A 13933-nucleotide genomic window follows, 5' to 3' on the forward strand; every position below is an offset into this window, starting at 1 on the left:
ATTATCTATAAATTGAAAACTGGTGAAGAAGCCATCGTAAAATAGATTTTTGAAAAACTATTTTATGGAAAAATTGACATTTATAAGTTGAAATGGATATTATTCAGTGAAAACTTTAAAGATAAATGATTTATGAGTTTGAAGCTGAAATAATAGAGAAAAAAATCTGGTCAAATAAATATTGCTGCTTATCTTTAAAAATTCCTTTTGATAAAATCGAATTAAAACCAGGGCAATTTTTTATGGTAAAAGTGCAGGAGAATTTTCCTCTTTTAAGAAGACCTCTTGCAGTGATGGATTTCGAAGAATCCTCCTTAAAGTTTTTTTTCCAGAGAGTTGGAATTGGAACTGAAATTTTATTTTTTAAAAAAGTAGGAGAAAGGGTTAGAATTCTCGGTCCATTTGGGAATGGGTTTTCTTATCCTGAAGAAAAGAAAAAGTCAGTTTTATTGATTGCAGGAGGAAGGGGCATATCTCCTATTTTCTATTTGGCTAAAAAGATGTATGAACATAGAATACCATTTGTGTTAATTTATGGCGGAAAAGCAAAGGAAGATATTCCCTTGATGGAGGAATTAGAAGAAAATAGCTTTAATGTTGTCTATGTAACCGAGGACGGCTCCTTCGGGAAAAAAGGCATGGTAATAGATTTCATCGAAGAGATTGTTAAAAAGAAACAAATCTCCTCTATATATTCATGTGGACCAGTAGAGATGCTCAAAAAGGTCTCTTATTTTTCTGAAAGAATTGACATAGAAAGCTTAATATCTCTTGAGATTATAATGGGGTGCGGGTTTGGAGCATGCTGGGGGTGTGCTGTAAGGATTAGAGAAAATGGAAAAGAGTGTTTTAAAAAAGCATGTGTTGATGGACCTGTGTTCAAATCAGAGGAGATAGTATGGTAGATTTATCCGTAGATTTAAAATTTTTAAAGCTTAAAAATCCGATTTTAACTGCGAGTGGAACTTTTGGGTACGGAATCGAATTTTTACCTTTTTATGACCTCTCAATCCTTGGAGGAGTTATAGTCAAGGGGCTTTTTTTAAATGAAAAGAAAGGGAATCCTCCACCCCGGCTTTCTGAAACTCCCTCTGGACTTTTAAACTCGATAGGGCTTCAGGGGATTGGAGTCAAGAGATTTTATGAGGAAGTTTTTCCAGAATTAAAAAAATTTAACACAGAAATCCTGATAAATGTCTGTGGTGATATTGATGAAGAGTATGCAGAAGTTGTGGATTTCTTTAAAAAAGAGGAAAGAATCTCAGGATTTGAATTGAACATATCATGTCCAAATATAAAAAAAGATGGGATGTGTCCTGCGATGGAACCAGATTGGACTTACAGGGTTGTAAAAATTGTAAGGGAGGTTACAGAAAAGCCAATCATTACAAAATTATCACCCAATGCAGGGGATATAAAATCTGTTGCGATTTCCGCAGAGGAGGCTGGCTCTGATGGTATATCTCTTATCAACACAATCCTTGGGATGGCAGTTGATTGGAAAGAAAAAAAATCCAGGCTTGGCAGTTTATTTGGAGGTTTATCAGGCCCAGCGATTAAGCCAGTAGCTTTGAGGATGGTTTATCAGGTTATAAATGCAGTACAGATTCCTGTTATTGGTATAGGAGGAATCTTTTCCGGTGAGGATGTTATGGAGTTTTTATGTGTTGGAGCTAAAGCAGTTGAAATAGGAACAGCAAACTTAGTAGATCCCTATGCCTGTAAGAGAATTATAGATGAGTTAAAGGAAATTTGTGAAAGAAATTCTGTAGAAAGAATAGAAAATTTCATCGGGAGTTTTAAAAGTGAAAGAATTGATTAAAAGGGTAATCGTAGCTCTTGATGTTGAGAGAATTGAGAGAGCTTTAGAAATCGTTGATTTTCTTGAAGAAATCGAAATTTTTAAGGTAGGTCCTGGATTATTCCTTTCCTCAAGAGGAAAAATTATTGAAAAGCTACAGAAAAAAAATAAGAAAATTTTTCTTGATTTGAAATTTCATGACATACCAAACACAGTTTTTAATGCAGTAAAAGAAGCAACAAAAATGGGAGTTTCCATGATGACAGTTCATTCGCTCGGAGGAAAAGAAATGCTTATGAAAGCTTCAGAGGCAGCTCAGAATCAAGCTGAGATTTCAGGAATTCCCAGACCATTGATAATGGCAGTGACAATACTTACGAGCATGGAACAGAAAAACTTGAAAGAGATCGGAATAGAAAAAGATGTGGGGTCGATGGTTTTAAACCTTGCAAGGATTTCCAAAGAATCAGGTTCAGATGGAGTTATTTCATCACCCCTGGAGATTGAAATTATAAAGAAAAATTTAGGAGATGATTTTTTAGTTGCCACCCCTGGGATAAGGATTGAGAAAGTTCCTCAAGATGACCAGAAAAGAGTTCTTTCTCCTCTTGAGGCAATAGAACTTGGTGCAGATTATATAATTATTGGTAGAACGATAATTGAAAAACCTGAAAAATCTTACAAAGATTTGCTGAAACTTTTTAATAAAACCTCTTAACTGAGTAAAAAGAAGCGCCTATTGCTCCCACTACAATTCCTACAATTACAAAAACTACAATTGAAATTAGTATCACAACAATTGTGTAACCAAGAGCTTTTTCTTTCGGAGTTTCCATAAGAGAAGGAATTCCTAAATATAGAAGATAAAGTCCATAAAGAGCTATAAGTAAACCAATGGGTGAAAGTTGAGGTATTATGTTAAAAATCCCTCCAATCCATGCGGGAGTGAATGAAAAAATTGCAATTTTCATTGCATTTAAACTATTCTGGATTGAGCTAAAACTTGGTGCCAGTAAGTTAATTATCGATCCGATTATGTAAACACCGATCAATCCTATTATGTAAGAGAAGATCATTATAAGAAAAGCTGAACCTACAGGAACTCTGTATTTTAATCCCAGGAATGAATATCCGATCAATGAGGAACCTATAAAAGTTGCCACAGCCGGGATCGCAGCTAAAATAACCGCATAACTTGTAAATAACTGTGATATAGTAATCTGCTCTTCTTTAATTTTTATCCATGTGTCTTTAGGCTTAAAAAGAACTTCCTGAACCCTATCTATCAAGTTCATTTTTACCTCCTAAAAAAGTTTTAAAGAGTATAAAAACATATTGCACTAATGTCAAGAAAAATTAAAAGCGATTTAGATGCTCGTCGATTTATCGCTCAAGGAACCATTGTCTCATTTTAAAAGACATAGGAGAGGGCAAAGCCTGTTTGGGCAAAGAACATCATCATATACATGTGTTTCCATGATATATGGTTTTCCTCGATGGCTAATTCTTCAGGTTTTTTAAGAATTAGATAATCTACATAAAATCCCCATAGGACAAGGGAAAACCCAAGAATAGTTAAAAGAAAAGGATTTCCTGTGAGTACCCTAAATTTTGCTCCGAGCGGGATTAAAAAGAAGGGAAGTATGAAGAAAGGCGATATCATCCATGCTGCCTTTTTAACGCCATATTTAACTGGAAGAGTTATGCAGTTGTTTTTTTTATCCCCTTCGATATCAGCGAAGTCTTTTGTTGATGTTGCTCCTAACAAAAAAAGTCCAAATATAAGGCCTATGAACCAGGGTTCCACTCCAATTATCGATTTTACAGAGGACCAGCCAGCTACTTTAAGAAGGATTCCCCTCGGGAGAGCAATCGTTATGTTGGCTGGAATTCCCCATCTTTTTGTTCTGAATGGATAACCTGAATAAATATAAGTCATCGAAGCAGCAATTAAGACCAGGATAAAGCATTCTTTTCTGCCTTCAGGGGATACGTACCATGCCATTATAAATGCAAGGATGTAAAGGAAAACTGAAAATACATAAGCTTCTTTTAATGATAGTCTTCCCGATGGGAGCGGTCTTTTTGGCTTGTTAATCCTGTCTATTTCTATATCAAAAATCTGATTCAACCCATTTGATGCTCCATTTAATATTGCTGCCATAAACGAGCCCAGAATTAAATAAAATAAATAACTCCATTGAAAAGGAGTCTTAGGATAGGCTCCCCAGGAGCAAATTCCTCCAGAAAGAAAACCCAAAAATGGAGCTATTAAGGTAAAGGGTCTCATAAACTCTAAGTAGAGTTTTATTTTTTTCATTTGACAAGAGAGAAAATGAAAATTGAAATCAAACCACCAGAAAGTGTGTTTATAAAGTTTGTTATTTCATTTGAAATTATTCCCTTTACCTCAATGGTTGAGCTTATAATGTTTTCAAAAAAATTTGCTAAAAGACAGGATATAAGAACGATTAGAATTGAAATGCTATTGATGAGTCCAATGTAAAAAGATACAAAAGAAATCAGTAAGGCAGAGAAAATTCCAAAGAGAGTCCCCTCCAATGAGAATCCTCCTGGTTCACCTGCCGTGACTTTTTTTAAACTTAAAATTGAATAGGTCTCTTTTCCAAATACTTTTCCGAGTTCAGATGATGCGGTATCAAAAGTCCCTGTGGCAAGAGATGATACAAATGCTATGGAAAACAGATCTTTTGAATAAGAAAATGCTAAATAACTGAAAAAAAGGGGAGCAAATCCCTTTCCGAAAACATTTTTGAAGGACCTTGCACCTTTTCTTTCTTCAGCTATGTGTAATTTTTCCTTTTTTTTAAGTCCTATCTTTGTTGATACTGTTCCGATAAGAAAAAATAAAAGGAGAATTAAAAACCCTGAAAAACCTAAAAATGTATAAATGCCAGTCCCAACAAAAATTCCAGATATAAAGCCGGAAATACTCACACCTCTGATTGCAATTCCTAAAATTGCGAAAATTAAATTAATGAATATCCCAGTTAAAAAATTAGAGATTAAAATGTCTTTCTTCAGAGAAAAAATAAAAGGGTCGGCTAAAAGCAGAACATACAGAAATATTCCAGATGAAATGGGTATCAGTAGGTTATCGTTAATTCTGATGGGAAGAGATTCAATGAATGAGGCAAAAATCGCCCCTAAAAAAGGAACAATGAACAAAGAATAACTGTTTAAAACTCCTTCATATCTTGCTCCAACCCACCATATAAAAAAACTCATTCCAGCGAACCCGAATATAAAACAGATAATAGTTCCTAAATAGCTTTTCTCTTTATTCCAGGGGATTTTTTTCTTACCGAAGTGAATTCCAATTAAAGTGGCCATTCCATCCCCTAAAGCCATCATTGCCCATCCAGCTGCTGCTATGTGAAGATGATTTCTAAAAAGGATGATTAAGATAAACACCGAGAGAGGATAAAATATAATCCCTCCTATTCCTTTTAACTCTTCTTTTCTGAAAATTTTATCTTTTCCTATTTTTTTTAATATGGTGAGATTAAACCCTAAAGCGACCAGAGCAAGAAATGCTGCCTGATACCATTCCAGCCATCTTAGCAATAATGCGAAGCCTCCCATTGTTATGTGGATTATTTTTCTTAGATCTTCTGAAAATTTAGCGTTCATCATTAAGTTTAATCACCTCGTCTTGAATCCATTCAATTGTATCTTTCAAGCCCTCTTCAAGCGATCTCCATTTATAGTCAAGCAATTTTTCAGCTTTTTCAGAAGAATAAGCCCAATTTTTTGTCAACAGTTTAACATCCCTGTGGATAAATTTTGGCTGTTTGTTTGTTATTTCTGAATAAAGATACTGAACGATACCAAAGGAATAGGCAATTGCTGGAGGAATTTTCAATTTAGGAGGTTTTATTCCTGTATATTTTTCTAATATTTCAAACACATTTTTATTTAACGTATTTTCTCCTCCCAGGATGAATTCTTCCCCAAATTTTTCCTTTTCCCATGCTGAAATTATTCCCTCCACAACATCATCCACATAAACAAAGTTCCACAAATATTTGCCCTTTCCTATCATTCCAGGAAGATTTCCCTGTATATGGTCTAAAATCAGTTTTACGATAAAATTGCCGTCGGTAAGCTCTCCGGGTCCGTATATAATTCCAGGGAAAACAATGATTATTGGGTTTCCTTTTTTTTTATGTATTTTTGAAATCTCATATCCCAGATATTTTGTTCTTTCATATTCGTTGAAAAATTTAACTCTTTCTTTGAAATCATCTTCATTGAAAATTTTATCTCCTGTTGGTCCGGATACGAAAAAAGTTGACACATAAAGGAACTTTAATTTTTTTTGTTCACAGATGTTCAATAAATTTTGCAATGCTTGGACATTTATTTCATAGTATTCCTTTTTGTTCTTTACCCAGCTCTTCACAAGAGCTGCGAGGTGTAATATCCCATCGATTCCATCGATTGTTTTATTTATTATTTCCCTATCCCGAATATCTCCAAAAACAATTTCCAATTCTTCAGGAAAGTCTTTTATTTTTGTTATATCCCTAGCTACAATTCTTAATTTATATCCTTTTCTGTGTAAAGCAAAGCACAATCTTTTTCCTAAAAAACCAGTTCCTCCTGTGACGAGGAGTTTCACACTATAACTCGCCACCAGTTGATTAAATCCAGTAATGTTTTTTCAATTGGAATTTCAGGTTTCCAGCCTGTATCTTTTCTCAATTTATTGAAATCCCCATGGAGAACAGGTATGTCATGCTTTCTCTTTTTCTTCGTGTCTTCTATTATTCTTATTTTTTTATCTGTATAAGATAGGAGTATTTCAAGAATTTCTCTTATTCTGTAAGTTTTACCAGAGCATGTTTGGTAGATTTCTCCTCTTTTCCCTTTGGTGAGTATAAGATAGTAAGCTTTGATTACATCTCTAACATCAGAAAAATCTCTTTTAATTTCTAAATTTCCTGTTTTTATAACAGGAGGAGATAATCCTTTCTCAATAAATATAATCTGTCTGGCAAGGTCAGAACAAACAAAATTTTCGCTCTGTCCAGGTCCTGTATAGTTAAATGATCTTACAAAATACACGTTGAGTCCTTCTCCATTAAGATAGAGTTTGCCAAGGAGTTCTTGGGCTGCTTTTGATGTGGCATATGGATTTACCGGATTTATCGGGAATTTTTCATTTATGGGTTGTTTAACTTGTGGAACATTTCCATACATTTCTGCTGATCCAACAAGAAGAATCTTTGAATCAGGTGAAGTATGCTTGATTGCTTCGAGGAGGTTAAGGGTTCCAAAAAAATTGGTTTGAAAGGTTAACCTTTTATTCAGCCAGCTTTTACTTACATTTGATATGGCAGCAAAGTGGAATACAAGGTCTGGTTTTAAATCTTTAATAATTGCTTTTAAAGATTTAAATTTTCTGATATCAAGAACATAAATTCCCTTCTTGTCGGAGGGGAACTTTGGATCTGCAATTCCGAATACATCGATATATTTTTTTCTTAAAAATTCTTTTAAGTGGCCTCCAGCAAAGCCAGTAATCCCTGTGATAAGAGCTCTCAAATTCTTTCTCTCCACCAGTTAAGCAGATCTTGAAGTGTCTGTTCAAATGGAATTTCTGGTTTCCATTTTGTTTTTTCTCTAAATTTTGTGCTATCCCCAATAAGAAGCATGACATCCGAAGGTCTTAATCTTTCCTCGTCCAGCTTAATTTCAATTTTTTTATTTGTGTATCTCAGAAGTATATTAAGCACCTCTTTTATTGAATAGGCCTTGCCAGAACTTATGTTATAGACCTCTCCTTCATCTCCCTTTTCTAATGAAAGCCAGTAGGCTTTTACTGTGTCTCTTACATCAGTAAAATCTCTCCTTGCATCAAGATTTCCAGTGAATATTACAGGGTCTCTTTCTCCTCTTTCTATTTCAGCTATCTGTTTTGAAAAATTTGAAGTTACAAAAACTAAACCTCTACGAGGACCTGTGTGATTGAATGCCCTGGTTCTTACTGTTCTTAACCTATAACTCTTAAAGTACTGATATGCGAGTAAATCCTGGGAAACTTTGCTAACTGCATAGGGACTCAGAGGTCTGAGAGGATTTGTTTCTTTTATCGGAATTTCTTCTTCATAAACTAATCCGTACTCTTCGCTGGAGCCTGCAATGTGAATTTTAGGATCCAATTTTAAATCTAAAATTGCTTCAAAGAGATTTATCTCGCCTATTACATTTATTGCGAATGTTTCTGCTGGTAATTTCCATGATGCTGGAACAAAGCTCTGGGCTGCTAAATGGAATATCCAGTCTGGTTTAACATTTTTCAGTACATGTTTAATGGAAGAGAGATCCTTCAAATCACCTTCAATTAGATTGATTTTATTTAAGATTCCCCTGATGTTATCTAAAGAACTCCTCCATCTTCCCAATCCCCATATTTCAACTCCAGGCTGATTGTTTAGCACATACTCTGCCAAATGACTTCCTACAAACCCTGTGATGCCAGTAATTAGAATTCTCATTTCACCTCCTCATAATAGCTTTTATAAAACTTCTTGAATTCATCAGACTCTTCTTTTATTTTTCTCCACCAGGAAACGTTTTCTCTATACCACTTGATTGTCAGCTTTAATCCCTCATTTATAGAAATTTCAGGCTGCCAGCCCAATTTTTTTATCTTCTCCCATTTCAAAGAGTATCTTTTGTCGTGTCCTGGTCTGTCCTTTACGAATTTTATTAGAGAGTCAGGTTTATTGAGCAACTCTAAAATCTTATTTGCTATATAAACGTTTGGAAATTCCTGAGATGCAGCAATGTTATAAACTTCTCCTATTTCTCCTTTTTTTATTATAAGGTCTATCGCTCCACAGCAATCTGATACATACAGCCAATCCCTTATGTTTTGTCCATCTCCGTAAAGCGGGAGCTCCCTGTCTTCTAAAGCATTGGTTATAAACAATGGAATTAGTTTTTCCGGGAATTGATGGGGGCCATAATTATTACATGGTCTTAAAATTATAACTGGAAGGTTAAAAGTTTTAAAGTAAGAATATGCCAACCTGTCACCTCCTGCCTTACTTGCTGAATAAGGAGATGAAGGCATTAAAGGGTCATCTTCGGAGAATGAACCATTTTCAATGCTTCCATACACTTCATCGGTTGATACATGGATGAATAATTTATCTTTAAACTTTTTTAATTCATCCAGAAGGGTGAAAGTTCCAAGGACATCTGTAAGTATAAATTCTTCAGGGAAAAGTATCGATCTATCCACATGGGTTTCAGCAGCAAAATTTACTATGACATCAGATTCAGTCAATAATTTTCTTATTAATTCACGGTCTCTTATATCACCCTTGTAGAATTTGTATCTTTCATCGTTTTCAATTTCTTTCAGATTTTCTAAATTTCCTGCATAAGTTAATTTATCTATATTTAAAATCTTAATGTCAGGGTATTTTTTTAAAAGATGTTTTATAAAATTTGAGCCAATGAATCCAGCTCCTCCTGTAATGAGAAATTTTTTACCCATCCTTTCTGCTCCAATCATATGGAATATCATTCTTATGGGGGTCTATCCTTATTTCATCAGGATTATCGTATTTGTAAGGCTCTGTGGGAATGTTCATTACAATTGCTTCCTCCTCTCCGATACATTTCCATCCATGGAAAACATTGGGTGGAATCTGAACAAGTTGGGGGTTATAATTTCCAAGAAAAAACTCGTTTAATTCATTGAACGTGGGAGAGTTTTTTCTGCTGTCATAGAGAACCAGTTTTATCATTCCATATAAACAAACAATGTTGTCGAACTGTTCTTCATGAAGATGCCATGCTTTTACAACTCCTGGATAAGTAGTTGATACATATACCTGCCCAAATTTTTTGAATAATTTTTCATCACATCTGAGTATTTCCATAAGCCTTCCTCTCTCATCAGGGATTACCCTTAAATTCTTTATCTCAACTCCTTGTATCATCTTCCCTCCTATTTAATTCCGATTTCAGAATTTTCTCCGATCATAAATCTATATGCTTCTGGCTTTTTCAAATCTTTTTTTATTTTGGAAAATCTCCCGATGAGGCTTTCTTCAATTTTGCTCTTTATGCCATCGATTATACTTCCCTCCAAGACAATGCTATTTTCTATCTCGGTATCTTTTATGTATGAATTTTTTTCTATCGAGGTAAAAGGACCTATGTAGGAATTAATTATTTTGCATCTTTCACCGATTATTGCAGGACCCCTTATTACACTTTCTTTCAGTTCTACATCTTTTTCAATTTGCACTCTTCCTTCTATTTTTGACTGATTTTCTATTTGAATTTCTATTTTACTTTCGATTGTCTCCAAAATAAGTCTGTTAGCTTCGAGTATATCCTCAAGTTTGCCCGTATCTTTCCACCATCCGCTAACAAGATGCGATTTTACGTTATACCCATTATCTATTAAATACTGAATTGCATCGGTAATTTCTAGTTCATTTCTCCATGAAGGTTTTAGTGATTTAACAGCTTTGAAAATGTTTTCATCGAAAATATATACACCAACAAGGGCTAAATTTGATGGAGGAGTTTTAGGTTTTTCTATAAGTCTTATGACTTTCTCTCCATCCAGCTCAGCCACTCCAAATTGTTCTGGATTAGGAACAGGACATAATAGTATGAGGGAATTTGGCTTTTCTTTTAAAAATTCTTCATAAAAAGATTTTATTCCACTCTTTAAAATGTTGTCCCCCAAATACATGATGAATGGCTCATTCTTTAAAAAACTCTCAGAAATCAATACAGCATGGGCAAGTCCCAATGGTTCTGGCTGATCAATGTATGTAACCTTAACATTCCATCTGGAACCATCTCCAAGAGCTTCGACTATATCCTTTTTTGTTTCTCCGACTATTATTCCGATTTCTTTTATTCCAACTTCTGAAAGAGCTTCCAAACCGTAGAAAAGAACAGGCTTGTTGGCAACTGGAACCAATTGTTTTGCCTGGCTGTAAGTTAAAGGTCTTAACCTTGTTCCCTTTCCCCCACTTAAAATCAATCCTTTCATTTAAAACCCCCTTCCACCGAGTAAATCCTGAGCTAAGCCCAGATTTGCTAATCCTATGTTAAACCTTATTTGGTGTTCTTTCCTGTTGATATATCTCGTCAAATCTATACGTAAATATTGAAATGAGAAATTGAGGCACTGGTAATCAAAGCCGAATTTTATCGATGTGAACTGCCTTATTTTTAAGACAAAATCATAATCCACCTCACCGGTAAAATCAATTGGTGTATAGGGTATTTTTAAATGGGTGTAAATTCTCAGCTGGTTATAATATCTTTCAGATTTTGTTTCAGTTATTATATTGGAGATAGACCAGGAGATGTTCAAATCTGCATTCTTAGAAGGAGAATTAAACCCGACCCCAAGACTGACATCTTTAAATCTTCTGAGATAATCATAGTTTATTCTGAAATGGGCATTATAGTGTTGAGTTGGAGAGAATCTTAAATAAGAACCCCAGTTAGGTTTTAAGGGTTTTTTAGTTTTCATGTTTAAATATCTATATTGGTAAAGAGAAAACGAAAATATTTCGACGGGTGTCAATTGTTCTCCTCCGAGATTGCGCTTTGCCAAAATTCTATTTGTTAGCATGAACGATATTTGGTTTGGAATTGAATAATGAAAATAATACCAGTAATACCATGATTCACTGAAATCCACCTCTGGCACTCTATATATGATTTTTGACATCTCTTCGAACTGGAAAGTTTTATTATAAACAATTCTTGGTTCTATGATGTGTTTAAATTTGGGCGAAAAGGAAAAATTCGGAGTGTTAAAGATTCTGTTGAAAATTGGCCCAACCACTTCAATACTAAATTGAGGCATTTTTATGTGGATTGGATCATCGCTGAGTATCATCTTCCCTTTTTCTATTCTGTAACTTTTGAAATAAATTGAATTACTCATGTTAAACTCGGGAGAGACCGATAACCAGGGAAAAGGTGATAAGGGAAGGGAAAATGATGGATTAAAAATAAAACGATTTAAAAGCAGAGGTTGTCCACCAGGAATTTTTCTTTTTAACCTTCCGAATGATGAATTTAAAGAGAAATAAAGGGGAAGAGAAAATACTCTTGATTTTGTTTTATAAAATTGAAACTCAGGTAATCTATAACCTGCGAAGGAATAATCCGAGCCTAAGAAAAAAGTTTCAGACCTGTCAGCTCTTAGATAAAAACTATAATTCTTATATGTTTTTGAAAGATAAAATATAGAGTTTAGAGTTCCTATTGTGATGAGATTAAAATTGTTTTCAAAATTCTGAAGAAAATTAACTGTACTCTGGTAATTAACACTCGCTCTTGCATATATATCCCAGAATAATCTATGCCTTGCATCTCCTATTATCAAATAATCACTCTGTCTGTTTAAGATCTGGTCTTTTTTGTAGAAAAAATTGTAGAGTTTAATGTTTCCGTAATTCCCATGGTTCAAAACCCATCTTATCTCCGCTCCTTGTCCGTTCCCTTTCTTTGAATAGATATCGTAATTAAAAGTTATATCAGCGCTTCTCCCAAGGGCTAAGAAGAAAGATTGGTTTAGAATAGTTCCTTTAATGCTTGAATGTCCAATTTGAGGGATCAAGAATCCTGACTTGCGACCTTCTTTTGGGAGAGGATACCGGATATAGGGGATGTAAAATACAGGAATTCCTTTTAACCAGAAAGTTGCATTCCACATATCCACATAATTTTCTCTTTTAATTTTTCCTCCAGAAGTGGAAATCTTCCATCGAGGGTTGGGTTGCAAACAGGAGGTGAAAGATGCCTTTTTAAACAGATAGACATCTTCATCTGTTTTTTTTGAATGCTTTGCTAAAAAGAAAAGACCTGGTTCAACGATGCCAAATGTATTCCACATTTCACCTCGTTCATTCTCCAGATTCATAACAATCTTTTCAGCTGAAATACTTTGATTTGTTAATTCTAAAACTACATTTCCTTCTGCTTTAAGGATAATATTTTTACTGTCGAACTCAATTCGGTCTGCAAAAATTTTTACATCTCTGAAAGCAATTTCCACATCTCCCCAGGCGATATAGGTATCTTTTATTCTTTCATGGTTTTTCGCAATTATTTTTGGGAATTCGCTCACTGGAAATTCTTCCTGAGAGAAAAGGTTAAATGAAATCAATAAGATGAGAAAAATTTTATATTTCATACTTTAGAAAATCTAACACAAAAAATTTAGGTTATCAAGGAATCAGACTCTTTTCCTCTCTTTTTCTATCTAATTCTATGAGCAGAAAGGGTGGCGAGAAACCGAAGGTTCCTGAAAACCGTCACGAATGCGGAGCCCTATTTTGTTAAATACGTGATCTATCTTTTAATTCTGAAATTGTTATAGATCCATTTATTGTTGATAACTTTATAGGGATTCCTCCATCACCTAATGTAGCCCTCAGTTTTCTTGAATGGAAATAAAAGTCTTTCAAGGTTATTGAGAGATCTGATGAGATTTTTCCATTTATTGTATTTACTTCCAATTCGCCATCTATATTTAATGGGATGGATAAATCTATGCTTCCATTGACAGTATTAATATCTACATAATTTTTTATATAATTTAGAGATGCATCAATCGAACCATTTACAGTATTTGCTTTAAGGCTTCCACCGCAGTTTACAATCGATATTCTTCCATTAACAGTGGCTGTTTCTATATCACCCTGGAGATTTTCTAAATGAATTTCCCCATTTACATTTTTTATACTCTTTAGGTCAAATTTTTGTGGAACTTTTACTGAATAATCAACCCATGCTCTATCTCCATCTAAGAATAAAAATTTTTTTCTATATTCGGTTTTAATCTTTAGCAAATCTCCATCCACTTCCATCACAACTTCTACTCTTTCAAGAGCTTCATGGTTCCATTTTGTTTTTTTTACAGCTAAGACTTCAATTTTATTTTTTTCCCAGGATTGGATAGAAATTTCTCCATTGACATTACTTAGCCTCATCCTGCTTATCTCAGGATAGTCAAAGGATTTTTTTATCTCCTGTTTAACTTCTGGATAAACAAAAAGGGGAAATATAGAAAATATTAAAATAAAAACCTTTCTCATTTATTCCTCC

14 protein-coding genes are annotated in these 13933 nt (G+C 34.3%); 3 read left to right on the forward strand and 11 right to left on the reverse strand.

The features are described 5' to 3' along the window. The first annotated feature begins 125 nt into the window (after nt 1–125). From AB1410_00955 to pyrF, 3 genes are read left to right on the forward strand one after another with little or no spacing between them, the layout of a single operon-like run. The gene (locus AB1410_00955; protein ID MEW6455267.1) at nt 126–905 is read left to right on the forward strand and encodes a dihydroorotate dehydrogenase electron transfer subunit; all 780 of its coding nucleotides are present in this window, start codon (nt 126–128) and stop codon (nt 903–905) included. Then, on the forward strand, nt 899–1822 hold the full coding sequence (locus tag AB1410_00960; GenBank protein MEW6455268.1) for a dihydroorotate dehydrogenase: 924 nt from the start codon (nt 899–901) through the stop codon (nt 1820–1822). Before AB1410_00955 ends, AB1410_00960 begins: the two co-directional genes overlap by 7 nt. After that, nucleotides 1806–2519: an orotidine-5'-phosphate decarboxylase gene (gene pyrF, locus AB1410_00965; GenBank protein ID MEW6455269.1), complete on the forward strand. Its 714-nt coding sequence runs from the start codon at nt 1806–1808 to the stop codon at nt 2517–2519. The genes AB1410_00960 and pyrF overlap by 17 nt, the downstream gene beginning before the upstream one ends. Here pyrF and AB1410_00970 read toward each other — a convergent pair. From AB1410_00970 to AB1410_01020, 11 genes are all read right to left on the reverse strand, one after another. Beyond that, the gene (locus AB1410_00970) at nt 2503–3096 is read right to left on the reverse strand and encodes a Yip1 family protein (GenBank protein MEW6455270.1); all 594 of its coding nucleotides are present in this window, start codon (nt 3094–3096) and stop codon (nt 2503–2505) included. The two genes, pyrF and AB1410_00970, sit on opposite strands and share 17 nt — an antisense overlap. 116 nt (nt 3097–3212) lie before the next feature. Continuing rightward, a complete protein-coding gene (locus AB1410_00975) occupies nt 3213–4121 on the reverse strand; it encodes a UbiA family prenyltransferase (protein MEW6455271.1) in 909 nt (302 codons plus the stop codon). Then, on the reverse strand, nt 4118–5458 hold the full coding sequence (locus AB1410_00980) for a DUF92 domain-containing protein (GenBank protein ID MEW6455272.1): 1341 nt from the start codon (nt 5456–5458) through the stop codon (nt 4118–4120). Before AB1410_00980 ends, AB1410_00975 begins: the two co-directional genes overlap by 4 nt. Next, nucleotides 5445–6446 (reverse strand): NAD-dependent epimerase/dehydratase family protein, encoded by a 1002-nt coding sequence (locus tag AB1410_00985; protein MEW6455273.1) that lies wholly within the window; start codon nt 6444–6446, stop codon nt 5445–5447. The genes AB1410_00980 and AB1410_00985 overlap by 14 nt, the downstream gene beginning before the upstream one ends. Next, nucleotides 6443–7387 carry a GDP-mannose 4,6-dehydratase gene (locus tag AB1410_00990; GenBank protein ID MEW6455274.1) on the reverse strand — a complete coding sequence of 315 codons (945 nt, stop codon included), beginning with the start codon at nt 7385–7387 and terminating at the stop codon, nt 6443–6445. Before AB1410_00990 ends, AB1410_00985 begins: the two co-directional genes overlap by 4 nt. Beyond that, a complete protein-coding gene (locus tag AB1410_00995; GenBank protein MEW6455275.1) occupies nt 7369–8325 on the reverse strand; it encodes a GDP-mannose 4,6-dehydratase in 957 nt (318 codons plus the stop codon). The genes AB1410_00990 and AB1410_00995 overlap by 19 nt, the downstream gene beginning before the upstream one ends. Continuing rightward, the gene (gene rfbB / locus AB1410_01000) at nt 8322–9335 is read right to left on the reverse strand and encodes a dTDP-glucose 4,6-dehydratase (protein ID MEW6455276.1); all 1014 of its coding nucleotides are present in this window, start codon (nt 9333–9335) and stop codon (nt 8322–8324) included. The genes AB1410_00995 and rfbB overlap by 4 nt, the downstream gene beginning before the upstream one ends. Continuing rightward, the gene (locus AB1410_01005; protein ID MEW6455277.1) at nt 9328–9783 is read right to left on the reverse strand and encodes a dTDP-4-dehydrorhamnose 3,5-epimerase family protein; all 456 of its coding nucleotides are present in this window, start codon (nt 9781–9783) and stop codon (nt 9328–9330) included. Before AB1410_01005 ends, rfbB begins: the two co-directional genes overlap by 8 nt. A gap of 8 nt (nt 9784–9791) precedes the next feature. Further along, entirely contained in the window at nt 9792–10856 is a 1065-nt protein-coding gene (locus AB1410_01010; GenBank protein MEW6455278.1) for a glucose-1-phosphate thymidylyltransferase, read from the reverse strand. Further along, nucleotides 10857–12953: a hypothetical protein gene (locus AB1410_01015; protein ID MEW6455279.1), complete on the reverse strand. Its 2097-nt coding sequence runs from the start codon at nt 12951–12953 to the stop codon at nt 10857–10859. Between the two features lie 211 nt (nt 12954–13164). Further along, nucleotides 13165–13923, reverse strand: a complete 759-nt coding sequence (locus AB1410_01020; GenBank protein ID MEW6455280.1) for a DUF4097 family beta strand repeat-containing protein — start codon at nt 13921–13923, stop codon at nt 13165–13167. Nucleotides 13924–13933 lie beyond the last annotated feature (10 nt).

This window comes from Acidobacteriota bacterium, from assembly GCA_040756905.1.
Taxonomy (GTDB): domain Bacteria; phylum Acidobacteriota; class Aminicenantia; order JBFLYD01; family JBFLYD01; genus JBFLYD01.